The sequence below is a fragment of the Paenibacillus sp. 453mf genome (assembly GCF_900116105.1).
GTDB lineage: Bacteria > Bacillota > Bacilli > Paenibacillales > Paenibacillaceae > Paenibacillus > Paenibacillus provencensis.
In genome coordinates this window covers 1,072,904-1,097,991 of sequence record NZ_FPAC01000001.1, presented here as the reverse complement: position 1 = coordinate 1,097,991, position 25,088 = coordinate 1,072,904, and the positions used below count along the sequence as shown (strand labels likewise).

The window sequence follows — 25,088 nt, the reverse complement described above, 5'->3', positions numbered from 1 at the left end:
ATTTCCTCCCTTCGACAAGCAAAGCATGCTTCACGTTTGAACCTGGAGTTACTACCCTAAATTTTGATTTTGAAACAGCAATCTTCTTCCATATACGGGAGCTTCACTTTCTGTTGTCGAAAAAGCTTTTTGCAATCGAACAAAATTCCCTTCCCTAAGTCCTGTTTCGGTTAATTGTTTTGCATCAGGGAGCGTAAACCAGTTACCTTCTGGAAATTTAGCTTCCAATATATATTGAACGTTCTCTTGAGGCGGCTCGTTGAATATGCGAACAGACAGTACAGATTTGAAATACTGGACGGTGCTCTCATCTGGAACTTCAATATCAATCCATTCTCCCTCTCGTCTTGACTGAACGACTGTTAGAATCATCCCATCACGCCCTTTTCAGCTATGTCCATCGTCCTAAATCCATGTATACACATTTTGGCGAATTGTTTTACTAGTAATCTATCATATTTTCTTACAGAAGGCCCTTTATTGCAATCTCAACCGTGCATTTTTAAAGCAAAATACCTATGTAATCCAATTGATTCTATTACCATAGACTCAGCATTTCACTACATTTAATTTCAAATATATGAAAATTCGACAAACTTGCCGTTATCCCTCCATAATTTAATATTTTCTTGTTTTTTATCTAATTTATGAATTATGCAAAACCTTTAATTGTGAACAATTTTCAAACACTAATCATCTTTATGTTTCCATAAGCTAATTTTAAGGTAATTTTAAGCAACGATATTTAAAATTAGCAACATGAAACAACTCTAGTAATCTAGTTGAGGTGATTTCTGATGAGAACATTGATCTTTTTCCAAAACAAAAAAATTCCGGTTTATTTTAATGCTGAGAACAAGCAACCTGTACAAAAAACATTAAAGCTGCTAAGCAGTGCATTAGAACATAAGATTAATAACGGTAAACGCGCTTTACAAAAATGTTTGCATACATTAATCAGTATTGAAATCATCGGAAGCGAGGCGATTCTCCACAGTATTAGAGAGGACGACACGCTGGCACTATCCCTTTACTAAAGGGATAGTGTTTTTTTATATCCAGCAATGCCAAAGCCACAATACGTAAAATTCGTATTGTGGCTTGCTGACACCAATCTCATTGTTATTTTCAGAATTCCATTTCAGAATTTTACATCAATCATTTACTTGCGTTAATCAGTTCATTTACTTCTTTGGTAATTTCATCACCGCCGAGCTTTTTCCAGTTGGCGACAAAGTTATCAAATTCTTCGATTGGCAGGTTGCCATATATAATTTTCAGGAAGGTTTCTGCTCTGAGCTTATCAAGCGTTGCTGATTTCGTATTCATCGTTTTGGTTGGTGCATATATGAACTCATTCATGACAATCAGGTCGTTATCACGGTAGTGCTTGATCACAGCTTGCGAGCTTTCAGGTCCGAAGATTCGTTCCATATGCCATTTATCCAGGTTACCTGAACGATAATCCAAGATATCATCATAGAACAGCTTCGCCTCAAGTCCAAGTCCTGATATGTCCCCTGACTCCAGTGCCTTTTCAACTTCGTCCTGAGCCTGTACGTTCTTGTTGGCAGGAAGATTTGATACAGTTGCATTTTGGAAGCCGAGCCCTGTCATACCGTTCAGGTAGTCCGCGCGCTCTGTCTCCGCAGCTTCTCCAAACATTTTTTCGGCTTGGAAGTTCAGCAGCTTAATCAGTGCTTCCGGATGCTCATAGCCCTTACGTACAGCGAATATACCGCCGAGCGTCAGATGGTTTTGAGTCTTAGCCGGCTCATCATCAATGGATTGAACCGGGTATGGAAGCCAATCGACATTAGGATCATTCTTAATCATGCCGCTGACTTGGAACGGCGCCCATTGAGGCAGGAAGAACATGCCTGACTTCCCAGCATTAACGTCCTCCATCATTTTGGCGAAATCTTTCACACCGAATTCGGGATCAATTACGCCTTCCTTATACAATCTTTGGAGCTCTTGCAGACCTTCCTTGACTTCAGGCTGAATAGTTCCATTCACGACCTGTCCGGATTCATCCTTAATCCATGTTTCAAGATAGCCATGGTATCCAAGCAAGAATCCATTAATCGGCAGATCTTTGTTTAATGCGATTCCGAAAGTATCCTGCTTGCCGTTTCCATCCGGATCGTTAAATGTAAAGGCCTCTGCAATTTCAATAACGTCCTGCATGGATTGTGGTGCATCAAGTCCTACACTCTTCAGCCAATCTTGACGAATCCAGATCATATCGGATGAATCAAGGGAGCCTGGAAAGCTGACCATCGCATAGATTTTTCCATCCTTGGTTACAGGCTTCAGACCTGCGCCGTCCTCGGCTGACAGAAATTCTTTAACAAGATCGGAAGCATATTTATCATAGACCTCGGTTAAGTCCTCAAGCATACCCGCCTCATGCAATTGCTCGAATTGAACGGCGCTCACTTTCAGAACATCGGGCAAATCACCGCTGGCAAGTGTAACATTCATTTTGTCATTATAATTGGCATCCGCTACAACCCAGTCATAGGTAACCTCAATACCCAGCTCATCCTTATATCCTCTAAGCCAAATATTATCCGTATGGCTGTCACCTTCAGCGAGTGTTTCTTTGCCGGTCTCGTTCATCGTGGATCTCAGCTTGATTGGCGGATCATATTTGGTAAGCGGGCCCCCTGCATCCTGCTGTGGTGTCGCAGGTGTTGATTCAGCCTCAGTTCTCCCTGAACCGGATGAACAAGCAGCTAGTGTTGCTGTAAGTACTACTGACATTGATAACATCGTTATTTTCCTAAATGACATTCCCATGCTAATCCCCCTTTATTTCCTCCCCTGAGGTATATACTCATCGTACTAAGAAAGCGCTGACATCAGCGAGTGGTACGTCTTTACATCCGGTATCTTTTATTTACCATTTGTATATCAATTTTTTTGATCCCGATATTCTTGTGGAGTGCAGCCGATCGCCTTCTTGAAAAATCGATAAAAATAATGCTGATCACTAAAGCCCACCTTAGCCGAAATCTCGTGCATTTTATACGTCGACCCTAGTAGCAGCTCCTTGCTGCGCTCCACTCTTTTCTCATAGATATAGTCAGAAATACCTTTACCCGTAATTCGTTTATACCACCTTGATAAGTAAGAAGGATTTAATGATACCACCTGTGCAATCCGAGTAAGCGAGAGATCATCCTCCAGATGATTTTTAATATAAGCATGGATGACAATCAGAATATGAGATTGGTCTGTAATACGGCTGTCACTCCTCTTGGAAGCAATCCACTCAAATGCAGACTGGTAAAATCTTACGAGATCCGGCCAGCGAGTCTGTATATTAAAATGGAGCATTTGGGATAGATCAATCTCTTTAAGAGCCGCTTCATACAAGCCGAGCTCATGCAGTACTTCCAGTAAGCAGGTTCCCGCCGCTGCGTATATTCTCATTCGTACAAATGGATCTTCGAGTCCTTCGGAAGCTGTATCCGTCCATTTGCGAAAGGACTCACTCCAATCCTTATCTCTCGTCGTTACTCTCTGTTTAATGTGCTCTAAGTGAAGCGAGGCAACAGCCAGCTTGTTCATCAGCATTGGAGTGTGACTGACTTCATTATGAACGTCAACGCGAAGCAGCTTCTCCATTCCTTGTCCCGGCCCTTCCAAAGCGGATAGACGGAGCTGGGCGATCACCTGACTAAGCTTCGCCCAGTCTACAGGCTGCTCGCTCACCATTATGGATACAGAAATATGGAGACAATTAGCGATGGATTGCTGCACGGTTTCGAGTGTTCCATGCACAAATCGCAGGATTCGCACCCACTTATCTTCCAGCGAATGATTCGGCGCGTTCTCCTTCATCTGTACAAAGCAGGCGATCACCTGATGATCCAGGTCAATTGCTCTTACACGGGTCTTATCTTGTAAATACTCCTCAGCGATATTCGCCGCTGCATAGCGTATCAGACTCCGGTCTGAGCTTGTTTCATAGTTGTTCCATTCCTCCACACGAATAACAATGGGCAGCACTAATTCGCTAGATGTAAATGGAAGCTGAATTGCATCAAACTCATCCTGTAAACTGCTTGAATCCAGGTTCTCGTCTCTCTGAAGGAGGTCAATTAATAATTGCCTATGGAGCTGGGGCAAAGCACGCGGAAGCTTGCTATGAAACCAGCTGGTCTGATACCGAAAGTCGTTTTCCTCCTCAATTTGCTGTATTGCCAGGTCTACCGTCTTATGAATCTGACTCATTCCTTCTGTCTTCAGCAGGTAATCGACAACGCAAGGATTGCGAATCGCTTGGTGAGCATATTCAAACTCATTGTGACCTGTCAGCAATATGATCTTACAGCGAGGCCAGCGCTCCATAATCTCTTGGATTAGAGCCATTCCATCCATTTCAGGCATACAAATATCGCTGAGTACAATATCAATTTTCACCGTATTCAGCCAATCCATGGCTTCAATCGCGGAATAAGCTTTGATAATCTCTAGTTCGCTAATCTCCGCCTTCTGAAAGTAAGTATATAAACCGTCCAGAATAAGAGGTTCATCATCAACAATAAGCATTCGATACATCATCTATCTTCTCCCTTGAATGGTAAGATAAAAGTAACACACAAACCTCCCAGATGACTGCGGCTCACACAGAGCCCATAATCATTGCCGAAATGAATACGTAGTCTCTCGTGAACATTAATGAGTCCCGTAATTTCTTCGCCATCATGCCTATGTGCTGCATGCGATAATTTCTTAGACAATGTGCTCAAGGTTTCATCCGTCAGAGCTTCCCCATTATCTTCGATGCAGATCTGAAGCTGATTCTCATCATTCACATAAGATATTTTCAGTACCCCGCCTTGGATTCGCTTAGACAAGGCATGTTCGTACGCATTCTCAATCACAGGCTGGATCATGACTCTCGGAACCGTTACACCTCTGAACTGATGTTCCATATCGGAGACAATCGCCGTAACTCTCGAACCGAAGCGGATATTTTGGATCGCCAAGTACACAAGTGCATGATCAATCTCTTCCCCAAGTGATACCTCTGACTTGGAATCTCTTGTCATATAGCGGAAATACTGACCCAAATAATCCGTAAACTCCTGAATCAGCTCAACGTTCTCGACCTCTGCCATTTGTTTGATATTAAAGAAGCTGTTATACATAAAATGCGGCTTAATCTGGGACTGAAGATGCTTAAGTTCGGCTTCACTAGTCCGAATTCGGGCAACATAGTTTTCTTCAATCAAGACATGTAAGCGTTTTAGCATTTCGTTAAACCGGGAATACAAATAACCGAATTCGTCTCTCCTAGAATGATGAATGTGAATCCCCGTCTGTCCCTGTTCTGCCGTCTTGAATCCCCCGATGAGTACTGATAGAGGCTTGTGAATAGATTTATATACAGAGAAGGAAAAGATAAATATGATGACAATGGACAGTATGGTTAATCCCCACAGCCAAAGCGTAAATTTCTCCATAGGTGCTCTAAGAACCTGATGCGGAATACGGGCTGTTAATGTAAAGTAATGTTCGCGGTCAAAAAGAGAGTAATGGAATGATTTTTCTGTAACATAGCGTGTAATGTTCTGGGCCGGCTGTGATGCATCTAGAGTCTGTACGTTTTGTTTAAGATCATCCGGCTGATTTGAAGATGGGATAATCACCTGGTTGCGCTGTCCGAAGGACAGTGTAATCTCGCTCCCTCCTGTTTCAGAAAACTCTTGAAGCCGGCGCTTCAGCTCGGTGCTGGAGAGCCGAATACCGAGTAAGAAATTCGGGGTTTCCTCACGATTAATGTTATATGGATTGCTGCGAAGCAGGTATAGTTCGTCACCAATATGAGATAAAGCGCCATGCAGATTCCCCATTGAATCAATGAGATTCTTCCACTCTTCATCCTCTACATTTCGAATCCCGTCGACCGCACTGACTCTCTTATGTATAGCTGGCACATAATAGATAACATCACTGATATAAGGACTTGTTTCTTTGATTTGACTAAGTTTGCTATGGATATTGTTCAAAATCGAGGTAACTTCATAAGTATTCATTATAGGTATGCGTGTGCTCAAGGTGGACATCGTGTCATCAAAGGTATATTCATTGACCAGCCCGGTCATCCGTTGAAGCTCAAACTCTAGATGACTATGGTAGAAATGGAGCTTGGACTCATGGGCCCTCTCCACTTCAGCTTGCATTTGTGCAGAACTAGACATTGTAATCATGATGCTGATGACATATAACGGTAAAATAACGAGTACAAAAGCACCCATCAGCTTCACCACAATGGATTTTGATTTCCACATAGCCAGGAACCTTCTCAAGGTAATATCTGCTCCTCTCCTAACGCAAAAAGGAGCCGGAAAATGGCCCCTTAACTGCCAACTGCTGCTCCCTTGTGGAATCTTACCCTTTTACACTTCCTACAACAAGACCATGAACAAAATAACGCTGCAGGAACGGATAAATCAGCAGTATGGGAATGACGGACAAGAAGATTTGAGATGCTTGTGTTGTACGATCCGATATTTGATTCAATAGTGCTGCATCTTCAAATGTCATGCTGTCCGTGGAGATCGTCTGTACTTGCTGCAGCATGGACTGAAGGTACGTTGCAAGCGGATAATTATCCGGACTCTTCATATAGATCATACCGTCAAACCATGCGTTCCAGTGACCAACCAGCGCAAACAGAGTAACTGTGGCGATACTTGGCAAGGAGATCGGCAGGTAAACACTCCATAGTGTCCGCAGATGACCTGCACCGTCCATCCATGAAGCTTCCTCCAATTCTTTGGGCAGACCACGGAAGAAATTCAGCATCAGCAATACGTTAAAGATCGGCACCGCGCCGGGAAGAATTAAAGCCCATATGGAATCAAGCAGACCTGCTTCTTTTACAATGAGGTACCCAGGAATCAACCCGCCACTAAACAGCATAGTAAAAACGAAAATCCAGGCGTATGCCGTTCTTGAGCGAAACTTGTCCGCTTCCTTGGACAATGGATAAGCCACAAGGATCGTGAAGACGAGATTGACCAGAACCCCCAGCAAGACTCTCAGCAGGCTTGTGCCAAAAGAGTTAAGGAACTGCCTGTGCTCCAATATATATTGATAGGAGGATAGGGTGAAATCAACCGGCCAAAAGGTCACGCTTCCCGCTTTTACCGCTTCGCTTGAGCTGAAGGATATCGCCAAAATGTTCACAATTGGAAATAAGCAGAGCAGGGCAAGGATAGTTAAGATGACGTAGTTGAATACGATGAAACAGTGATAGGCTTTGGTCGTATGATGCATGATGCAATAGCCTCCTTATTAAAAAATCCGATAGTTCGCAAAGCGATATGCTAAATAATAACCAAGCCCGATAAAGACGAACGAAACGACAGATTTGATAAGACCCAGTGCAGTAGATACCGAGTACTGTGCGTCTTGAAGTCCGATCCGGTAGATCATCGTATCGAGAATGTCCCCTGATTCATATACAAGCGGATTATATAAGTTAAAGACCTGATCAAAGCCTCCATTAAGCACATTGCCAAGGCTGAGTGTTACCATGAGAATGACAATGGGCCGAATTCCCGGAAGGGTAATATGCCATGTCTGCTTCCATCGCCCGGCTCCGTCAATAACAGATGCTTCGTACAAGGAGTGATCAATACTTGTTAATGCGGCGAGATATATGATGGTTCCAAACCCGAATTCCTTCCATTGATCTGTAATGACTAATATGTAGGGAAACCATTCATTACTTGCTAGAAATTGAATCGGGTCAATACCGACGGCTTTTAATGCCATGTTGACGATTCCGCTGCTGGGTGACAATACATCGACAATAATACTGGCCAGTATTACCCATGAGAAGAAATGCGGCATATAGATGATAGTTTGAATTGTTCGTTTAAATCCTGTTCTTCTAACCTCATTTAAGAGCAATGCCACAAGAACAGGAACAACAAGCCCCGTAACAATTTTCATCACCGAGATAAACACCGTATTCCATACCACTTGACCGAAGCCCGGCAAATCTAATAAGTACCTGAAATTATCGATACCCACCCAGTTCATATTTCTGAAGCCTGCGATCGGGGAAAAATTCTGAAATGCAATAACAAGACCCGCCATGGGGATATAACTAAAAACAAATACGAGAATAAGCCCCGGCAGGATCATTAGATGAAGCGGGATGTTTCGAATAAATTGCTTGATGTTAATTCGCATATGCCATCTCCTCCTTCAAATTGATTATAGGAGTAAGCTGCGTCGCTTTTATAGTGGAGGGTGTTGACATCAGGTATCTTTTGTTGACTTCTATCCTCTTAAGCGCAAAAAAGAACCTCCTATGACGAAGGTTCCTTCGAGTAGATTTATCCGGCTAATTGATAAAAACAGACTTCCTTCGCTTCATCACTTCCTCAGTTCTGGCCGCCATTTCAATGCGTATCAGAAATAGCTCAAGTAAATGCTCTCTCGTATTCTCTTCCTTACAGCTGTTTAATTTGTGCAGGATAAATCGATCAATGGACGTTGACATAGGTAACAGCCTCCTATTATTTATTCCTCAGTCCGGCGTGACTGTATTTCCCGCTTTTGATCCGGTACCCCAAAATTAACCATAAATTGTCATTTCAAAACAGCTGTACTCGAATTTGTTACTAATTATTTATCCAATCTCCGCGCAGCTTACGAATGAGCACGATTTGTCCGATGTGATAAGCATCATGCTGTACCCACTGAGGCAACTGCTCCGTCAAATAAGCCACATCGAGGTCCCTTGAAGACAAACCATTTTTCTCAATCTGCTGAAGCTCTTCCCTAATAAGCGAGTAGAGCTTCTCTGCCTCCTGACAAGTTGCAGCAAAAGCTTTCTCATCGACCGGATCCCCTGGAGAACCAAACGTTTCAATATTCGTTAATTTATCCTTTCCATTTTCCTCACCCGTTAACTTGTTCAAGACCTGTCGATTGTAATGGTTCATATGGTTTAGCGTTTGCCAGATGGTGTTCACTGAACCACCCGGTTTCCAGGCACCGATCTCAGCGGTTAATCCACTTAATGCTTTGGACAAAGGAACATACCAATGGTCGAGGTTTTCATTTTGAGCAACTTGCAGCAGAAGAGATTTCAAACCATAAGAGTTCATTATTGATTCATCCTCCTTCAATTGTGTAACTAGTTAAATATAATTTCTCGGGTTACAATGTAAATATACACGAAAAGAGAGTTTTTGAAACCTTTTATTTTCAATTTATAAGTTACAACGATGTTATTTGATAATAGCCGTATTCAGCTGGAGGATGAACAAAATGGAAAGAATTTGGACCGATTTTGCAAACAGTCTATGGCATGACTGGAAGGGTCACGGGCAGAGCGAGGATCGACTGATGCAGACAAAATGGCAGCAATTTTTTTTGGAACGATATCAATATATCGATATACAGCAGCCTAGTACCGCAGAAGGACAAAGAATGATTGCACTTAGAGACAGACTGATCGAATCTTCCGGTTCTCTTGCACGCGGAGAGTCGCTGAAGGATGAGGATATTAATTTCTATAACAAAATAATGCATAAAAAATCTCTATTTCCTGAGATCGTCAAGCAAGATGAAGGATTAGTTCTGATGTATGCTGGCAGCATTCTTAACTGGGATGATATATTAGCGGATATTGTCATCGATTTTGCCAAAACAGTGATCAAAGGTGATCCGTCTCGAATTCGAATTTGTGATAATGAGAACTGTCGATGGATTTTTTATGATGAAACACGAAATCGGCGCCAGCGTTATTGTGATGACAAGCTATGCGGAAATTTGATGAAGGTCAGAAGATTCCGCGCAAAGAAAAAGGAAGAGCTGAAAGATTAATCACACTGCTCGGTGTAAACTAATCAGTTGATTACTACAGTAATGACCTCCATATATCTGTGCAAATAAGGCGGCCTATTGCCGCCCTATATTTGTTTGAACTGTATCAACTCATCCAGGTGATCCCAGCCGTATGCAATTTCGGTATAATCTTCGCCCCTGATTTGAACGAGTTTATCCCCGGCAGGAACCCCGTGCCATTTTTCATAAAATGCTCGATACCTGTTATCCTTAAGCGCCCATAGAAACATAGAATCATGCCCTTGTTCCCGCAAAAATACCGCGATTGATTGCATCAATAGCAATCCGATTCCTTGCCTTCGATAGCTATCCAATATGTATATCGCGTATAACTCTCCTTTATATGGGAGACTATGAGTTCGGCTTGGCCCCCCGCTCGCAAAGCCAACGATCGCTCCTTCCTCTGTCTCAGCTACATACACCGCCGTTTGATCATGACCCGGCTGCAGCTGACTCTCCCAGCTCATCATCCTCTGTTCCACCGATAACCCGGCAAGAACCTCATCCTTGATGACTCCTTTATATGCTGTTCGCCAGCTTTCTACGTGTACTCTAGCGATAGATTTTACGTCTTCAAATACAGCTTGTCTAATGATCATTCGAATCCCTCCTGAATGAATATTAAGATTAGGGCACTCGCCAGGAAGCGAATACCCTCTGTCACTTGAACTTAGGGTCTTATAGTCACTCTTGTTCCAACAGGAACTTTGCTTTCAAGATCAAGCACATCCTGATTGTACATCCTAATACAGCCATGGGACACATCATGTCCAATTGAAGATGGATTATTGGTCCCATGAATTCCATAATGTGGTTTGGATAATCCCATCCAAAAAGCCCCGAATGGCCCTCCAGGATTGGGCTGCTTGTTGACAATCGTTAAGTCTCCGACTGGTGTCTGCGTAACCATAGCACCAACCGCAACGGGATATGCTCGAACGACAACATCATTATCAAGCAAGTACAGCTGATGATCAGACAGATCGATTATAATTCGATAAACCGGCATGTGCATCCCTCCTATTCCATTCTATGCACTGCCGCATCGATAAGCGCAGTCTTAATCTTCTATTTCTTTACGCCAACCAGCCTTTTTGTCGCGGTTAGTGCTATGCTTGGCATTTCGAGTACTTTTTTTGGCAGCAGCAGCCTCTTTATTCACTTGAAATTTAATCTCGCGCAGCATCTTGTGATAATTCCCAAGCCGCTTGGCCTCCAGCTCGCCCATTTGTACTGCATTCCTGACTGCACAGCCAATCTCCTTAACATGCTGACAATCGGCGAATCGACATTGCTGAGCGAGTTGTTCAATATCCTCAAAGGTACGGGACACTCCCTCTCCATCTTCCCAAATGGACAAAGCTCGCATACCCGGGGTATCAATCAAGATTCCTCCCCCTGGAAGCCTGAACAATTCCCTGTGTGTCGTTGTGTGTCTTCCTCGACTATCTTCCTCCCGAACTTCCTGAGTCAGCTGATGAGTCTCTCCTGTGAGCCAATTGATGATGGTTGATTTTCCACTGCCTGAGGAGCCGACCAGCGCAACGGTCTTTCCGTAGCCAGTATAGACTTCAAAGGCTTCTTTTCCTAAGCCATAATGAGCGGATACCGGGATTACAGGAACGCCGGGAGAAATGGCTTCCGTTTCTGCCAGATAGGGAGCTAAATCCTCACACAGATCACTTTTGCTCAGTACAATGACAGGATTAACCCCACTATTCCAAGCCATGATCAGATAACGCTCCAGCCTTCTCGAATTGTAATCTCCGTTCAGCGCGCACACGATGAATAAGGTATCGACGTTCGCAGCTATAATTTGTTCTTTAGTTTCAAAACCGGCAGCCTGTCTGGATATGACGCTGTTCCGTTCAAGCACTCCATGAATTAGAGCATCGTCATATTCACCATATGATTTTACGATAACCCAATCACCAACACCCGGCTTGCTCCCTTCGCAGAATAGATCTCTTGCCTTTCCAGATAAGCTCCCGAACTTGTTCCCATCGGCAGTTAAGATGCCATACTTCTGACCATAGTCTGCTGTAATCCGGGCAGGCTCAAAATGAGGGCGCGTTTCCTTCTCTGCATGGGTGTATGTGCTCATCGTAACTTCCCACTTCTGATCCCATGCTGCGGACCAGCCAAATTGGATTAATTCTGTTCTCTGTATCCTATTCTCCAAATGTTCTACCTCCATAAATTTGGGTACTCTCTTCTTAAAACAAGTCTCCCGAAGCAAACAAAAAACCGCAGGTATATCCCTGCGGCATTGTCCTCCTCCAGCCAAGACGAGCATCCCTCAACATGGGAAAAGGAGAAATCATAAAAAATCCGCATAGGATATACTCCCATACGGATATTAATCATCCCTTGATTGTTAGCTCTTCCATAAAGGACAGCTTAAACAATTAACCAATGACTATTGTCCGATCGGGAGACGATAGTTACAAGCAACATTTACGTTCGTCATTAGGTTACTCATAGATATCGCCTCCTTCATCATTTTTCCATATATTACAGGATACCGCATTATAATGTCAATTTAAATTATTTGACATTCTCCCATTTCGTCCACATCTCTGTCGGATTCAGCTCGTATACTTCTTCTTCCCTGTACATAAAATCATGCATAATAAATTCTCTTCGGATCGTGGCATAATCTTCATGGTACTGTTTAATAAACTCGTTGATTTCTTTCTCCTGATACTTCCTTCCCTTCTCAAGCTGTTCTACTAGATGCTGAAGTACAATGAGTTTCTTTTTGTATTGAGCCGGAATCGATCTGAGCCTGCCTTCCTTCGTAAAGAAATTTTTCATAACGGAATCTTTCAATTTCTGTTTACTGTCCGTTTCAACCATCGTACTCTCTCCCTTAAATATGAAATTTAGTGATGCTTCGGCATGTTCCTTGATGAGATAAGGATACAGCGTAAAATATATCGTATTCTTGTCTCTCCGCTCTTTAATAAGTCCTGCTTCTCTCAGCTTTGCAGCATGATGCGTTACTGTTGGCTGAGATAGATTTAATTTGTCTGCGAGCATTTGTCCATTCATTTCTCCTTGAGATAATAACAGCATCATCCGCATCCGATTTGGATCGGCGAGTGCCTTATGATAATTCACAATCTTATCGAGCTGCATTACTATACCTCCACATCATATATTGAGCTAAGCTTATGTCATTTAATTAGATATTCATGATATTTGATAATTGCCTAATTAGATAGTATTCTTTTGCTTCACGATTGTCAACCTGAACCATGAATGATTTCGGATTACTGGTATTCATCAGCAGAATACGGTAGGATAATAAATACTTGAGAAAAAGATTGGAGCAGAAAAGGGAGATGAAATGCAGCATGATGAAAGACATTATCATCATCGGAGGAGGACCTTGTGGTTTATCTGCAGCCATCGAGTGCGGCAAACAGGGACTATCCTCTGTCATTATTGAAAAATACAATGTGGTGCAGTCTATCTACTTGTATCCAACAAACATGCAGTTTTTCAGTACGGCTGCATTGCTGGAAATAGGAGATATTCCGTTCAGTACACCAAACGACAAACCCTATCGTTATGAAGCTCTGGCTTATTATCGCAAAGTAGCCGCACATTATAACCTGGAGATTTCACTGTATGAAGAAGCTTATGAGATCAGTCCTCTCGAAGAGGGCGGGTTCCGTGTAAGCTCCCATAAAAGAACTGGTGAAACCGTCTATTACGAAGGACGAAATGTGGTTGTAGCCACAGGATATTTTGACCACCCTAATTATTTAGGCATTCCCGGAGAACAGTTAGATAAAGTAACCCACTATTTTCGTGAAGCCCATCCTTATACCAGGACAAAAGTAACCATTATTGGAGGAAGTAATTCTGCAGTAGATGCGGCTATGGAGCTGGCTCGTGTAGATGCCGAAATCGATATGGTATACCGCGGACATAGTATCTCAGAACACATCAAGCCATGGGTGCGTCCTCTATTTGAAGGATTAGTATCCAAAGGCAGAATTAAATTACATCTCGGATCACGGGTCACTGAGATTCTTGAAGATCGTGTAATTGTCACTCCTAATGATGGGGCGGATTTTGAGCTGCCTAACGATTTTGTACTGGCGATGACTGGTTTTAGACCGGATCGAAAGCTGCTCACCTCTGTAGGCGTATCGATGTCCGATGATTTGGATAAACCATTGTATAATTCGGAAACAATGGAAAGTAGTGTTCCTGGAATTTATGTAGCCGGCGTCATTGCTTCTGGGCGGAATGCGAATGAAGTGTTTATTGAATCAGGCAGATGGCACGGGAGATTAATTGCCGAGCATATTAAAGGGAAAAATGGATTATAACGGTGTAGGGAGATGAACAAAATGGATATGACTTCCCTGTTATTACTCGGATTTGCGGCTCTTGGAATCATTAGTAATAATACGCCGATTACGATTGCCGTTGTCGTGCTGCTGTTGATCCGGATTACGGGAGCTCAGCAGGCTTTTCCATGGCTTGAGAAATACGGGTTGACCGTCGGGATTATTATTTTGACAATCGGAGTCATGGCTCCACTGGCTAGTGGTAAGATCAGCATCGATATACTCCTATCCTCTTTTATGCATTGGAAATCGCTTGCCGCCATTGCTGTCGGGATGCTCGTTGCTTATCTGGGAGGTCGAGGCACCTTCTTAATGAGCGGTCAACCAACCGTCGTAGCTGGACTACTGATCGGCACCGTTCTAGGTGTAGCTTTATTTAAAGGCGTACCTGTTGGCCCCTTGATTGCAGCAGGTATCCTCTCTCTACTCATTGGAAAGTCATAAATAAGCGAGGGCAATCATACTTCTCTATGCAGTTGACGGCCCTTGCGTATTTTGCGTGGAATGTTTATGGACACCGGTAAACTGTGATATACTCATATCAATTGTCAAAAAGCAAAATACATAGTTGCAGCAGGAGGATAAGCTATGCCAAGACAACTGGTTACTGAAGCCGTGATGGTCGCAATTTATGGTCAGTTGCTGGAGCCTTCAGCGCCTGTAGAATACCTCATACCTTATACCACGGTCTTGGAATTGTATGAATTGCAATCCAGCACGGAGCCTTTAATGGGATCTCCCCAAGAAGATCAGCATGTTAAACAGAAGATCGGAGAACTTATTTCTTATTTTGAGGAACCTTTTAATAGAAAGAAAATTAGCAGAGCGCTCCAAGTACCCTGGGCAAAAAGCGCTTCAATTCCGCTTGATGATCACGTATCAATTATTATTGTTGGTGCAATGGACACGGCCCAATACGGGGAATTTTTTGATCCGATTGAGACAGAGCTACTACTCACCGCCCAACGTTATCAGCAGCCGCTTCTTACAGATCAAGTCGAATGGATTGGCCGTATCATAGAAGCCGGCGTACCAGTACAAGTGTATGATATCGAGGATTTTGATTTTGCCTTAGAGAATAATGATTTCACAACAGGACCTGCCTAATTAACCAATGATAATTTGTTTGTTCGTTACTTAAGAAGCCGCGATATGCGGCTTTTTTCCATGCTAACTTATTCTAACTACATTAAATACGGGGCCAATATAACTACCCGAGCTATTACTTCCAGAAGTATTCATAATCATTCTTAAGACGTCACCAGCTGTATCACCCCCCCGCCCAAACACTCACTTGTGGCAGTATATGTATACGAGCCGCTTACCGATAATGAAAATAGATTTTTCTTCTTAAAAACAAAAAAACAGCCCCTCCCCGTAATTCAATTACAGGAGAAGCTGTTCTTAGTTCAATTCAGTTAGTTCTAAATAGTCGGATAGTACACGGGCGGTAACAGGTGAAAGCTTAGGAATCTCATTTAATGCAAAAAAACGCATGGGCCCTTCTTGCATTGAGCTATAGTTTAGTTCCGAATACAGTATCCCCTGAGCTCTAAAGACCCCAATCACATAATATTCCTCATCTCCTGAGGGAAATTCCCGCTTGAATTCGGGTCCAGAGAGAAGTCTTTCAAACTTCATTTCTTCGGCAGTAAGTCCTGTCTCCTCCCATAGCTCACGATAAGCCGTATCCTCAAGCATTTCACCTGGCTTCATTACACCTAAGGGCATATACCATAGGCCATCGTCTGCGCGTTCTTGGAGCAAAATATGACCTTGATCATTTACTACGGCTATTGCCGCCTTCACAGTAATCATTGCTTTGTTTGCAACATATTGGGCCATATCTTTTTTGGCAGAAGTCACTTCTTCGTCCCCTCCCTCAAAGGCATAATCGCTGTAAATGCAATCCGATTCACTAACTTTACGCATTATTCAGTTTCGTAACGGTATATAATATCGTCCTCTGCTTCAATATATCCCACATCCAGACGATGTCCTTTCAAATACCAATGATCATGCTCTTCCATAAAAAATAATACACCGGATACTTCTGTACTCTCCACCGGATACTCTGGCTGTTCGACTGAAATACCGAGTGAGAAGCCCGGATGAAGCCCGCCGCCCGAACTATAACGGGCATAGAAACGAATGGCTTCGCCATCTTTGACACCTAGTTCTTTTTTGTACCAGTTTGCGGCTGATTCCGTCACATGAATACTCATTTAAAAGGTCAACTCCCCATCGTTTTGTGTCTATATTATCATATCGTCCTTGCGCTCGGATTACAAATGTCAGATCTGTATCTATAAGCTTGTCAACACCTTATTTGAAACACCCAAATTGTGAAAAATGTTTGACAGATATTTATTCCAGTGGTAATATCCTTTCATACGATTCCATGTAAACAAATTTCCAAATGAAAGGGTGACTCTAATGATTAATCTGAATGATAACGCACTACAGCTCAGACAACTTCATATAGAGCAGCCTGTTAGATGGAAGCTAATTCACATGCTTTAATTTATTTTACGAATACACTTCTACATGAATTCACCCGCAGTTCTGCTCACGCACGTGACCATTGCTGCGTATGAACCTGATCAATAATAAGGCATACCGTTTGCGAAAGCGGTGTGCTTTTTTTGTTGCTTCAATAGGTTGTTTCACTGCTAGAAGAAGAATCGTGTCGTATTTTAAATAAGAAAGGAAGGGATTTACTTGTTTGCTGTATTAAAAAATTTAGGCTGGTATTTCAAGCAAGAACGAAGGCGATATGCAGTCGGTATGCTTCTGCTCATTCTCGTTGGTGTCTTGGAACTCGTTCCTCCAAGAATACTCGGCATCGCAGTGGACGACATCGTTACCGGCTCCATTACTTGGTCTTCTCTCCTCACTTATATTTTCTTTATTCTCGGCATGCTGTTGATCATCTACCTCATTACATATGTTTGGATGCATAAGTTGTTTGGCGGAGCCAATCTTGTAGAGAAGCTCCTGCGTTCCAAATATATGGGGCATCTGCTCCGGATGACGCCGCCATTTTTCGAGCGGAACCGTACCGGCGACTTGATGGCGAAGGCAACGAATGATCTTCGTTCTGTAGCCATGACCGCAGGTTTCGGGATGCTGACCTTAACAGACTCGACTGCGTATCTGGCCACTGTACTGTTAGCGATGGGATTCCTTGTGAGCTGGAAGCTGACATTAGCCGCAGTTCTGCCTCTTCCTTTTATAGCCATTGCCATGATGATATACGGTAAGAAGGTACATGAACGATATACGCTGGCGCAGGATGCATTTGGAGATATGAATGACCAGGTGCTTGAATCCGTAGCTGGAGTTCGTGTCATTCGTGCCTACGTACAGGAGCGTCATGATGAAGAACGCTTTAACGAAATTACAGATGACGTATACCGCAAGAATCTAGCGGTTGCCAAGCTCGACGCTTTCTTTGAGCCTACCATTCGCTTGTTTGTAGGTCTTAGCTATATTATCGGTCTGGGTTATGGTACTTATCTTGTATTTCAAAATGAGATTACACTAGGAGATCTTGTTTCATTCAATATGTACTTAGGGATGATGATCTGGCCGATGTTTGCCATTGGCGAACTCATCAATATTATGCAGCGCGGTAACGCCTCTCTGGATCGGGTAAACGAGACGCTGTATGTTAAGCCTGACGTTGAGGATGCAGCACAGCCAATTCACGTGAATAAGCCCGATATGATTGAAATGAAGCAGTTAACTTTCCGCTATCCTACTTCAACGGTAGACAACCTGAACAATATCAACATTCGAATCAAGCAAGGGCAGACCCTCGGTGTCGTCGGACGCACAGGGAGCGGCAAATCGACCCTGCTTAAACAGATTCTGCATGAATATCCTTCTGGATCAGGGGAACTGCTCATTGGCGGGGCATCGATCGATGACATCACCAAAGACCAGCTGCACAGCTGGATCGGCTATGTTCCTCAAGAACAAATTCTGTTCTCCAAAACCGTAAGGGAGAATATACAATTCGGTAAACCGGACGCTGCAGATGATGTTATTATGGAAGCCATTCGAACAGCCGCATTTGATGGAGATCTTGGCACATTATCGGATGGGCTTGATACACTGGTCGGTGAAAAAGGCATCGCCCTGTCCGGCGGTCAGAAGCAGCGTGTGTCATTGGCCAGAGCTTTTATATCTGATCCGGATATTTTAATACTGGATGATGCCCTGTCTGCGGTCGATGCCAGAACAGAAGCACGGATTATTGAGAACATCCGCAATAAACGTGATAGCAAAACGACACTGATCTCAACCCACCGCCTATCCGCGGTAGAACATGCGGACTATATCGTCGTGCTAGACCAAGGCATCATTACTGAACAAGGTACGCATGATGAGTTAATTCAGCACAATGGCTGGTACCGCGAACAATATGAACGACAGCAAGTTGAATCCAATCTAGAAGGTTAAGGAGGTGCACCGATCCTATGAAAAAAAGCACCGCTAAACGACTATATGAATATGCGCTAAAGTCAAAAGGAACATTTATTGCGGCTCTAATCATGCTCGCTATTGGTGTAGCAGCTGATCTGGCCGGCCCGTTCATCGCCAAAAACATAATCGACAATCATGTACTCGCCATTGAAAAGCCCTATTATGAAGCTGCACCCGGAGATGAGTCGGTCTTATATAATGATCAGTATTTTAAACGTGGCGATCGATTTGAAGAGGGTGAAACCCGTGGGGACGAAATTCGCGTGCTCCAAAGCGGACGCACCTTCTACCTTGTCGACGAACCAGTTACCATTGAAGGAGGGGATCGATCATACTCGAGCGGTGAGCTGACCATCACAAGAGGCGAGCAGACAGCAACATACCAAGCTACCCCGCTTAGCGCGAGTGAGCTGTTCGCTTTTTACAAACCGGAGCTGCCGGGAATTTACAAGCTAATTGGACTCTACTTCATATTCCTGATCATAGCCATCGTAATGGAGTTTGGGAAGACATACTGGCTGCAATCCTCAGCAAACAAGGTCATTCAAGGACTGCGCAGGGATGTTTACGCTCATATGCAAAGGCTTCCGGTTCATTTCTTTGATAACCTGCCGGCAGGTAAAGTCGTTTCTCGAATTACAAACGATACCGAGGCTGTCAAAGAATTATTTGTTGCTGTTCTCTCCAACTTCTTCTCAGGTATCATCAACATGATTGGAGTATACATTGCACTATTTATCCTGGATGTAAGGCTTGGACTTATCTCGTTATTTGTTGTTCCACTCCTTATTACCTGGATTGTGCTCTACCGGAAATTGGCGACGAAATACAATACGGTGATTCGCTCCAGATTGAGTGAAATCAATGCGATGATTAACGAATCCATTCAGGGCATGTCCATTATCCGTGTGTTCCGTCGACAGAAGAAAACATATGAGGAATTTGAAGCATTAAACGAAGATTATATGAAGCATCAGAACAAAATGCTGAATCTAAACGCATTTACATCCCATAACCTGGTTAATGTGCTACGGAATCTGGCCTTTGCCATCATCCTGCTCTATTTCGGCGCAGGCTCCATTGACGGCACAAGCATTGTTTCACTAGGTGTGCTGTATGCATTTGTCGATGTTCTGGGACGTCTATTTCAGCCGATAACAGGTATGGTCAACCAATTGGCAAACCTCGATTCCTCCATGGTATCCGCAGGCCGAGTGTTTGAGCTCATGGATGAAAAGGGCGAGAATGTAACCGATGGATCTATGCCCAGATATCTTGGAAATGTACAATTCAAAGACGTATCCTTTGCTTACAAGAGAGACTATGTGCTTAAAAATATTACCTTCGAAGCAAAGCAGGGCCAAACGGTAGCCCTCGTTGGTCACACGGGCTCTGGTAAGAGCTCGATCATTAACCTGCTATTCCGGTTCTACGATCCGCAGAAAGGCACGATTACCATTGACGGCAAGAACGTACAAGAGCTTCCAAAACAATGGCTCCGAGAGCATATGGGAATTGTACTTCAGGACCCTTATCTCTTCACAGGAACGATTGCTTCCAATGTCAGTCTTGGGGATAAAAAAATAGCAAGAGAAACGGTCGTCAAAGCCCTCCGAGATGTAGGCGCAGAGCAGCTGCTCGCACACTTGCCTCAAGGTTTTGATGAGCCGGTGGTCGAGAAAGGAAGTACACTATCCGCGGGGCAGCGTCAGTTGATCTCTTTTGCAAGGGCGCTTGCCTATGATCCTGCGATCCTTATCCTCGATGAAGCGACAGCGAATATTGATACCGAAACCGAAGCCATTATTCAAAATGCACTTGAAGTATTGAAAAAGGGCCGAACGACCTTCATCATCGCGCACCGTCTATCCACGATCCGCAGTGCAGATCAGATTCTGGTTCTGCATAAAGGAGAAATTGTGGAAAGTGGTACCCATGACGAGCTCATGGAGAAGCGCGGCCGGTATTATCAAATGTATCAGCTGCAGCATGGCTCGGGAGCATCTGAAACCCCAGCTGCAGATACACACAGTATAGCGGGCGTATTGGGTAATGTTTAACAAAGCCGGTAGTCTCACTCCATCACTAATAGGTTAGTAACACAAAATAACTCTCTTGCGAAGACACGCAAGAGAGTTATTTTATCCACTGAACGACACGATACCCCATAAGCAAGAACGTTTCTCTCATTAAGAAAGGCACCTTCGTACGAAAGCTCTGATATCCTGAGCTCTGGGTCGGAGAGGATACTACATCCATCCCCAGCTGTTGAGCAATAGCCATCGCCCGCTTCATATGAAGCGGATCACTCACCAGCGTATAGGTACTTATGAGCTGAGTATCACCAAGCTTCTTTGCTTGAATCAGATTGGATTCTGTAATGCGTGAGACGTCCTCTATGTATATATCCTCTGGAAACACTCCATTTTGAATAGCATACGTACTGGAAACCTCAGATTCTGCAGGCGCATTACTCTCGCTCCGACCACCTGTAAATATGATCGTATCCGCATCGCCGTTTTGATATAAGTGAATGGCATGATCTATTCGGGCTTGAAGCACAGGTGAAGGCGTATTCCCATAAACAGCTGCACCTAGGACAACCGCTGCATCACCGTGACGCCGATGGTCCTCATGACTGTAGGAAACGATCTCCCACATGGTTATACACATCCATATAAATATGATTCCCGTCAATAGAACACAAGCATAAACTAGGGTTCTCCATTTACTACTCCTGCGCGCTCCATTCTTCATCACTCGAATCTTGACCGATCTCCTCTTCCTCCAGCTCGAGAGAATTTAACAATTCCTTTGTGTAGTACAACAGCTTCTGCTCTAAATTCTGAGCCTGATCCTTAAATTCAATCAGCTCTTCAATCATCTGGCTCCGACCTTCACTACTGAATGTCTCCAGAATGCGTTCCTTGAAATAATCATGCACAATGTAATTCCGTTTCTTCCAAATATTATTAAGAAGGGTGCTTTCCTCTTCAGTAAAAGCGAAATTGTGCTGTATTTCATTAACCAGTTGTCCGAGAGAATTCCCTAATTTCTTGTAGTACAACGAAGTTAATTCTTCCTCGGGGCTGACCTTTCCTTGCGTGAGCTTCATAAGCACCAGCAAATTGACGAGTTGTTGTTCTAAAGCTTGTGAGTAATATACCGCCAAACCGTAATAAGAGAACAATTCTTTAGAATGCTCACTATCCAGCAGCCGATGCTCCTGCATACCTTGTCTCTCCTTTTTGCTTTCTTACATTTATGTTACTCGGAAAGCTGTGGAAAGATCAACCAAAATCTATCATATATGATCAAATATCGTTCTTTGCTTGGATTGGAATAGTTATAGATATGTTCGTTCCAATTCCGGGCCGGCTGTAGATGGATACGCCATACTCATCTCCGAAGGACAATTGGATTCGTCTATGCACATTAAGAATTCCATAGCCCTTCTGTCGTTCATCCCGCGATTGCAGCAGCTCGGCAGCATAGGCCGCCTTCATACCGACGCCGTCATCAATAATCTGAAACAGGATATGTTCGTCCTTCAGTTCACCGATGACTCGAATATAGATCCGATCTCCAACCCATGCATGCTCTAGGGCATTTTCAATAAACGGCTGAAATATCAGCTTAATTGTATTCAACTTTAATATTTCTGGATCGATAGAATAATCTACATCCAGTCGATCTCCATACTTCACTTTTTGAATATCCAGGTATGCTCTCACCTGATCAAGTTCATCATGAATGGATATGATTGTCCTTCCATCATTTAAGGTCAGTCTGTAGAATTTGGCTAAATTCATAATCATTTGATGCTGCTGCTCGACACGACCAAATTTAGCTAATCGGCTAATCGACGACAGTGTATTATATAGAAAATGAGGATTAATCTGAGCCTGTAACGATTCCAATTCAGCTTGCTTTTTCTTCAGGTTGGTCTCGTACACTTCTTCGATTAAACGCTCGGTCTGCTCCCCCATTCGGTTCAGGGCATCTGCAATGATCGCAAACTCGTCATTACCTTTATATGCTATCCTTTTGTGAAAATCGCCCTGCTGAAACATCGTGAGCACGGATATGACTTTAGCAAACCTTCTGGAGAAAAAGCGAGAAATATATCCTGCTACGGCACTGATAAGAATAACGAATAACAAGCTTATGAACAGAGTCATTTGATTCACCTTTTGAACACCGATCTCAAGCAGATCCTGTGGAACATAAGCATTAATCGTCCATCCCAGCTCGGGCAGCTGTTCCGAAATGAGCAAATGATTGGACCTGCTCTCAAGCGGTTGTCTGCTGTGCTTCTCGGTCTGTAACTCCCCGGAGGAATACATTATAATATCTCCTTGGTCAACGACTTGAAGCAGACTTCCAGATCCAATTTTGTTATAGTCGAGACTTGCAAATAAATCGGAGAGATAGACACTGCCTCGCACAAAACCGATCTCCTTCAGATCCAGAGGATTCATGGTGTTCACAAGTCGCCGAAGCAGTGAAATTCTTCCGAATTTACTATCATCGTCTACCTGGGACCAGGACTGCGTCTTGCCATATTGTTCTTTCGGGAAGTTCTTGTACCAATCTTCATTCTGTATACGGCTAATGTGATAAACATCAAAATACTGCTGTTTAACCCGCAGCAGATCAATATCACCTGAGTCATAATATATTTCTGGTAATTTATCATCTTTTAAATAAACAGATAACCATAAATTTTGATTGGTTGATTCGACCGCTTGTCTGAACTTGGGGAGAAGAATGGTTGAGGTTGTCTCATAACTGATCCACCCTTCTTCGTAACGCATTAAATTGAGCGCAAGTGTTTCATCATAATAGAGCATATCTGCAATTCTTTCCGTATCCTCCAGCTTATATCTTACGTTATCTCTCATTTGGGACAAGGTTCCCTGCAAATTATTTCTCGTTTGAGTCAGCATGGATTCTACTAATATAGCATTTGCGGTGAAGCCGAGGATCGCAACAGGAAGGATAATAAGAACTAAATACGAGATGAGAAGCTTCCAACCGAACGGAAGAAATTTTGTATTATATTTGTACATATTTTAAAGCCCCTCTATATTATGCTTTTCTACGATACTCTATTGGGGTCATTCCATATGTTTCTTTGAACTGCTTGCTGAAATAAGGCATATACCTGTAGCCAACCCGGTCTGCTACTTCATACACCTTAATCTTGGGATCTTTTAGAAGATGACATGCTTTTTCCATCCTTAAATTCACAATGTATTCGTTATAGCTTTTTCCGGTCTCTTCCTTAAATATGGCTCCAAGGTAATTAGGCGAGAAGCAAAGCTCATCTGCAACCTCGCGCAAGGTAACATTCAAATGAAGATGTGCTTCGATATATTCGATGATTTGCCCGACGATCTTCGTGTGCTTTTTTTGTTTAAGTCTCGGATGGTTGCTCATATCAAACAGATCCATGAGATGCTTCGACAACCAGTTTACTAATTCAGCTAGTGAACCCTTACTCTTAATTGTCTCCACGTCATGTTCTCCCAGCGGAATAAAACCCTCCGGATAACTAAGCTTTGTCCTGACGTAATGATCGATTTTAATCAGTAAGGATATCACAATAAAATGTAGCTGTGACAGCAAGTTAAGTCTGTGTACCGGCTCCATAAGAATTGTAATTTGCGCTTGAACCATGTCTTTATCCTGAGCAAGCAGATATGTAACCAGCAGGTCTAGGGGCTTATCAAAAAACAGCTCCTCGCTGTCCAAGTTTATATGAGATATGGCAGGATGCTGCTCCGCTATATTAGCGCGTCCGCCCATGATATGATATTCAATCGTTTGTATCGCAGCTTCGCTGAACTTATGATCAAGTTCAGTCCGGAGATACTGTTCATCCAGCTCACTCGTAATTTGCTCAAGCACAGATATGAGCTCTGTATCATCCATCGGTTTCAGGACATAACTGTATGCATGAAGTGTTAGTGCTTCCTTCACATACCGAAAGTCTTGGTAACCGCTAACAAAAATAAGCTTCAAATCTTTGTTCATCGTTAACGCCGTTCGTGCAAGTTCAATTCCTGACATGCCAGGCATATGTACGTCTGTTACCAAAATGTCTATTGCCTGATTTTTGATGACTTCCAGCGCATCAAAGCCATTATTCACGGCATCTACAATCTGAATCCCTAGATTATCCCATGGGATAAACCTTAACATCCCCTCAAGATCTAAAATTTCATCGTCAGCTATAAGCACTTGATACATAAGATCACTCCCTGACTAAGAAAATAGAGAAAAATGATAAACGTGAACACCGCTCACTTTAGGAACGGTGTACGTTTATCATTATTA

General features: G+C 43.2%; 25 protein-coding genes. 7 read left to right on the top strand and 18 right to left on the bottom strand.

Annotated elements, in window-relative coordinates:
• Positions 1 to 51: 51 nt before the first annotated feature.
• On the bottom strand, positions 52 to 372 hold the full coding sequence (locus BM415_RS05320; protein WP_091155372.1) for a hypothetical protein: 321 nt from the start codon (positions 370 to 372) through the stop codon (positions 52 to 54).
• Between the two features lie 425 nt (positions 373 to 797).
• Here BM415_RS05320 and BM415_RS05315 point away from each other — a divergent pair, with 425 nt between their 5' ends.
• The gene (locus BM415_RS05315; protein ID WP_091155370.1) at positions 798 to 1,037 is read left to right on the top strand and encodes a hypothetical protein; all 240 of its coding nucleotides are present in this window, start codon (positions 798 to 800) and stop codon (positions 1,035 to 1,037) included.
• 121 nt (positions 1,038 to 1,158) lie between these two features.
• On the opposite strand, the gene BM415_RS05310 is transcribed toward BM415_RS05315, so the two are convergent.
• The 7 genes from BM415_RS05310 to BM415_RS05285 all read right to left on the bottom strand — a co-directional run bounded on the left by BM415_RS05310 (position 1,159) and on the right by BM415_RS05285 (position 9,146).
• Positions 1,159 to 2,805 (bottom strand): extracellular solute-binding protein, encoded by a 1,647-nt coding sequence (locus BM415_RS05310; RefSeq protein ID WP_091155368.1) that lies wholly within the window; start codon positions 2,803 to 2,805, stop codon positions 1,159 to 1,161.
• A 114-nt stretch (positions 2,806 to 2,919) separates the two neighbouring features.
• Positions 2,920 to 4,575, bottom strand: a complete 1,656-nt coding sequence (locus BM415_RS05305; protein ID WP_244533154.1) for a response regulator transcription factor — start codon at positions 4,573 to 4,575, stop codon at positions 2,920 to 2,922.
• The gene (locus BM415_RS05300; protein WP_091155364.1) at positions 4,572 to 6,308 is read right to left on the bottom strand and encodes a sensor histidine kinase; all 1,737 of its coding nucleotides are present in this window, start codon (positions 6,306 to 6,308) and stop codon (positions 4,572 to 4,574) included. The genes BM415_RS05305 and BM415_RS05300 overlap by 4 nt, the downstream gene beginning before the upstream one ends.
• Positions 6,309 to 6,408: 100 nt before the next feature.
• Positions 6,409 to 7,299, bottom strand: a complete 891-nt coding sequence (locus BM415_RS05295) for a carbohydrate ABC transporter permease (protein WP_091155361.1) — start codon at positions 7,297 to 7,299, stop codon at positions 6,409 to 6,411.
• Between the two features lie 18 nt (positions 7,300 to 7,317).
• Complete coding sequence (locus BM415_RS05290; RefSeq protein WP_091155358.1) at positions 7,318 to 8,223, bottom strand: ABC transporter permease; 906 nt, start codon at positions 8,221 to 8,223, stop codon at positions 7,318 to 7,320.
• A gap of 154 nt (positions 8,224 to 8,377) precedes the next feature.
• Positions 8,378 to 8,536 carry a hypothetical protein gene (locus tag BM415_RS24990; protein WP_170862375.1) on the bottom strand — a complete coding sequence of 53 codons (159 nt, stop codon included), beginning with the start codon at positions 8,534 to 8,536 and terminating at the stop codon, positions 8,378 to 8,380.
• Between the two features lie 121 nt (positions 8,537 to 8,657).
• The gene (locus tag BM415_RS05285) at positions 8,658 to 9,146 is read right to left on the bottom strand and encodes a DinB family protein (RefSeq protein ID WP_091155356.1); all 489 of its coding nucleotides are present in this window, start codon (positions 9,144 to 9,146) and stop codon (positions 8,658 to 8,660) included.
• A 163-nt stretch (positions 9,147 to 9,309) separates the two neighbouring features.
• Between BM415_RS05285 and BM415_RS05280 the strand changes: the two genes are divergently transcribed.
• Positions 9,310 to 9,867 carry a CGNR zinc finger domain-containing protein gene (locus BM415_RS05280; RefSeq protein ID WP_170862374.1) on the top strand — a complete coding sequence of 186 codons (558 nt, stop codon included), beginning with the start codon at positions 9,310 to 9,312 and terminating at the stop codon, positions 9,865 to 9,867.
• Between the two features lie 86 nt (positions 9,868 to 9,953).
• Here BM415_RS05280 and BM415_RS05275 read toward each other — a convergent pair whose 3' ends face one another.
• The 4 genes from BM415_RS05275 to BM415_RS05260 all read right to left on the bottom strand — a co-directional run bounded on the left by BM415_RS05275 (position 9,954) and on the right by BM415_RS05260 (position 13,029).
• The gene (locus BM415_RS05275) at positions 9,954 to 10,487 is read right to left on the bottom strand and encodes a GNAT family N-acetyltransferase (RefSeq protein WP_091155352.1); all 534 of its coding nucleotides are present in this window, start codon (positions 10,485 to 10,487) and stop codon (positions 9,954 to 9,956) included.
• Between the two features lie 71 nt (positions 10,488 to 10,558).
• Positions 10,559 to 10,897 carry a L,D-transpeptidase gene (locus BM415_RS05270; protein ID WP_091155350.1) on the bottom strand — a complete coding sequence of 113 codons (339 nt, stop codon included), beginning with the start codon at positions 10,895 to 10,897 and terminating at the stop codon, positions 10,559 to 10,561.
• A gap of 51 nt (positions 10,898 to 10,948) precedes the next feature.
• Positions 10,949 to 12,070, bottom strand: coding sequence for a ribosome small subunit-dependent GTPase A (gene rsgA, locus BM415_RS05265; RefSeq protein WP_244533153.1), 1,122 nt, complete (start codon positions 12,068 to 12,070; stop codon positions 10,949 to 10,951).
• A gap of 365 nt (positions 12,071 to 12,435) precedes the next feature.
• Positions 12,436 to 13,029, bottom strand: coding sequence for a DUF2087 domain-containing protein (locus tag BM415_RS05260; RefSeq protein ID WP_091155345.1), 594 nt, complete (start codon positions 13,027 to 13,029; stop codon positions 12,436 to 12,438).
• A 221-nt stretch (positions 13,030 to 13,250) separates the two neighbouring features.
• On the opposite strand from BM415_RS05260, the gene BM415_RS05255 reads away from it, so the two are divergent.
• From BM415_RS05255 to BM415_RS05245, 3 genes are all read left to right on the top strand, one after another.
• Positions 13,251 to 14,234: a YpdA family putative bacillithiol disulfide reductase gene (locus BM415_RS05255; protein ID WP_091159074.1), complete on the top strand. Its 984-nt coding sequence runs from the start codon at positions 13,251 to 13,253 to the stop codon at positions 14,232 to 14,234.
• 21 nt (positions 14,235 to 14,255) lie between these two features.
• The gene (locus tag BM415_RS05250) at positions 14,256 to 14,699 is read left to right on the top strand and encodes a DUF441 domain-containing protein (RefSeq protein WP_091155343.1); all 444 of its coding nucleotides are present in this window, start codon (positions 14,256 to 14,258) and stop codon (positions 14,697 to 14,699) included.
• Between the two features lie 144 nt (positions 14,700 to 14,843).
• Positions 14,844 to 15,362 (top strand): ADP-heptose synthase, encoded by a 519-nt coding sequence (locus tag BM415_RS05245; RefSeq protein WP_091155341.1) that lies wholly within the window; start codon positions 14,844 to 14,846, stop codon positions 15,360 to 15,362.
• Positions 15,363 to 15,659: 297 nt separating this feature from the next.
• Here BM415_RS05245 and BM415_RS05240 read toward each other — a convergent pair whose 3' ends face one another.
• Together BM415_RS05240 and BM415_RS05235 are read right to left on the bottom strand one after the other, a co-directional pair.
• Positions 15,660 to 16,121, bottom strand: a complete 462-nt coding sequence (locus BM415_RS05240) for an NUDIX domain-containing protein (RefSeq protein ID WP_170862373.1) — start codon at positions 16,119 to 16,121, stop codon at positions 15,660 to 15,662.
• Between the two features lie 65 nt (positions 16,122 to 16,186).
• Positions 16,187 to 16,480 carry a HesB/YadR/YfhF family protein gene (locus BM415_RS05235; protein WP_091155336.1) on the bottom strand — a complete coding sequence of 98 codons (294 nt, stop codon included), beginning with the start codon at positions 16,478 to 16,480 and terminating at the stop codon, positions 16,187 to 16,189.
• Positions 16,481 to 16,976: 496 nt separating this feature from the next.
• Between BM415_RS05235 and BM415_RS05230 the strand changes: the two genes are divergently transcribed.
• Together BM415_RS05230 and BM415_RS05225 are read left to right on the top strand one after the other, a co-directional pair.
• A complete protein-coding gene (locus BM415_RS05230; RefSeq protein WP_091155334.1) occupies positions 16,977 to 18,722 on the top strand; it encodes an ABC transporter ATP-binding protein in 1,746 nt (581 codons plus the stop codon).
• A gap of 17 nt (positions 18,723 to 18,739) precedes the next feature.
• Positions 18,740 to 20,806, top strand: coding sequence for an ABC transporter ATP-binding protein (locus BM415_RS05225; RefSeq protein WP_091155332.1), 2,067 nt, complete (start codon positions 18,740 to 18,742; stop codon positions 20,804 to 20,806).
• A 76-nt stretch (positions 20,807 to 20,882) separates the two neighbouring features.
• Here BM415_RS05225 and BM415_RS05220 read toward each other — a convergent pair whose 3' ends face one another.
• From BM415_RS05220 to BM415_RS25435, 4 genes are all read right to left on the bottom strand, one after another.
• Positions 20,883 to 21,407 carry a YdcF family protein gene (locus tag BM415_RS05220; protein ID WP_170862372.1) on the bottom strand — a complete coding sequence of 175 codons (525 nt, stop codon included), beginning with the start codon at positions 21,405 to 21,407 and terminating at the stop codon, positions 20,883 to 20,885.
• 70 nt (positions 21,408 to 21,477) lie between these two features.
• Complete coding sequence (locus tag BM415_RS05215) at positions 21,478 to 21,978, bottom strand: hypothetical protein (RefSeq protein ID WP_091155328.1); 501 nt, start codon at positions 21,976 to 21,978, stop codon at positions 21,478 to 21,480.
• 82 nt (positions 21,979 to 22,060) lie between these two features.
• Entirely contained in the window at positions 22,061 to 23,818 is a 1,758-nt protein-coding gene (locus BM415_RS05210) for a sensor histidine kinase (RefSeq protein WP_091155325.1), read from the bottom strand.
• A 19-nt stretch (positions 23,819 to 23,837) separates the two neighbouring features.
• The gene (locus tag BM415_RS25435) at positions 23,838 to 25,001 is read right to left on the bottom strand and encodes a response regulator transcription factor (RefSeq protein ID WP_244533152.1); all 1,164 of its coding nucleotides are present in this window, start codon (positions 24,999 to 25,001) and stop codon (positions 23,838 to 23,840) included.
• Between the last annotated feature and the right edge of the window lie 87 nt (positions 25,002 to 25,088).

Excerpts from the sequence above, each read along its gene's own strand:
- BM415_RS05320 (WP_091155372.1), bottom strand. The coding sequence starts at position 372 with ATGATTCTAACAGTCGTTCAGTCAAGACGAGAGGGAGAATGGATTGAT.
- BM415_RS05315 (WP_091155370.1), top strand. The coding sequence starts at position 798 with ATGAGAACATTGATCTTTTTCCAAAACAAAAAAATTCCGGTTTATTTT.
- BM415_RS05310 (WP_091155368.1), bottom strand. The coding sequence starts at position 2,805 with ATGGGAATGTCATTTAGGAAAATAACGATGTTATCAATGTCAGTAGTA.
- BM415_RS05305 (WP_244533154.1), bottom strand. The coding sequence starts at position 4,575 with ATGATGTATCGAATGCTTATTGTTGATGATGAACCTCTTATTCTGGAC.
- BM415_RS05300 (WP_091155364.1), bottom strand. The coding sequence starts at position 6,308 with ATGTGGAAATCAAAATCCATTGTGGTGAAGCTGATGGGTGCTTTTGTA.
- BM415_RS05295 (WP_091155361.1), bottom strand. The coding sequence starts at position 7,299 with ATGCATCATACGACCAAAGCCTATCACTGTTTCATCGTATTCAACTAC.
- BM415_RS05290 (WP_091155358.1), bottom strand. The coding sequence starts at position 8,223 with ATGCGAATTAACATCAAGCAATTTATTCGAAACATCCCGCTTCATCTA.
- BM415_RS24990 (WP_170862375.1), bottom strand. The coding sequence starts at position 8,536 with ATGTCAACGTCCATTGATCGATTTATCCTGCACAAATTAAACAGCTGT.
- BM415_RS05285 (WP_091155356.1), bottom strand. The coding sequence starts at position 9,146 with ATGAACTCTTATGGTTTGAAATCTCTTCTGCTGCAAGTTGCTCAAAAT.
- BM415_RS05280 (WP_170862374.1), top strand. The coding sequence starts at position 9,310 with ATGGAAAGAATTTGGACCGATTTTGCAAACAGTCTATGGCATGACTGG.
- BM415_RS05275 (WP_091155352.1), bottom strand. The coding sequence starts at position 10,487 with ATGATCATTAGACAAGCTGTATTTGAAGACGTAAAATCTATCGCTAGA.
- BM415_RS05270 (WP_091155350.1), bottom strand. The coding sequence starts at position 10,897 with ATGCCGGTTTATCGAATTATAATCGATCTGTCTGATCATCAGCTGTAC.
- BM415_RS05260 (WP_091155345.1), bottom strand. The coding sequence starts at position 13,029 with ATGCAGCTCGATAAGATTGTGAATTATCATAAGGCACTCGCCGATCCA.
- BM415_RS05255 (WP_091159074.1), top strand. The coding sequence starts at position 13,251 with ATGAAAGACATTATCATCATCGGAGGAGGACCTTGTGGTTTATCTGCA.
- BM415_RS05250 (WP_091155343.1), top strand. The coding sequence starts at position 14,256 with ATGGATATGACTTCCCTGTTATTACTCGGATTTGCGGCTCTTGGAATC.
- BM415_RS05245 (WP_091155341.1), top strand. The coding sequence starts at position 14,844 with ATGCCAAGACAACTGGTTACTGAAGCCGTGATGGTCGCAATTTATGGT.
- BM415_RS05235 (WP_091155336.1), bottom strand. The coding sequence starts at position 16,480 with ATGAGTATTCATGTGACGGAATCAGCCGCAAACTGGTACAAAAAAGAA.
- BM415_RS05225 (WP_091155332.1), top strand. The coding sequence starts at position 18,740 with ATGAAAAAAAGCACCGCTAAACGACTATATGAATATGCGCTAAAGTCA.
- BM415_RS05220 (WP_170862372.1), bottom strand. The coding sequence starts at position 21,407 with ATGTGGGAGATCGTTTCCTACAGTCATGAGGACCATCGGCGTCACGGT.
- BM415_RS05215 (WP_091155328.1), bottom strand. The coding sequence starts at position 21,978 with ATGCAGGAGCATCGGCTGCTGGATAGTGAGCATTCTAAAGAATTGTTC.
- BM415_RS05210 (WP_091155325.1), bottom strand. The coding sequence starts at position 23,818 with ATGTACAAATATAATACAAAATTTCTTCCGTTCGGTTGGAAGCTTCTC.
- BM415_RS25435 (WP_244533152.1), bottom strand. The coding sequence starts at position 25,001 with ATGTATCAAGTGCTTATAGCTGACGATGAAATTTTAGATCTTGAGGGG.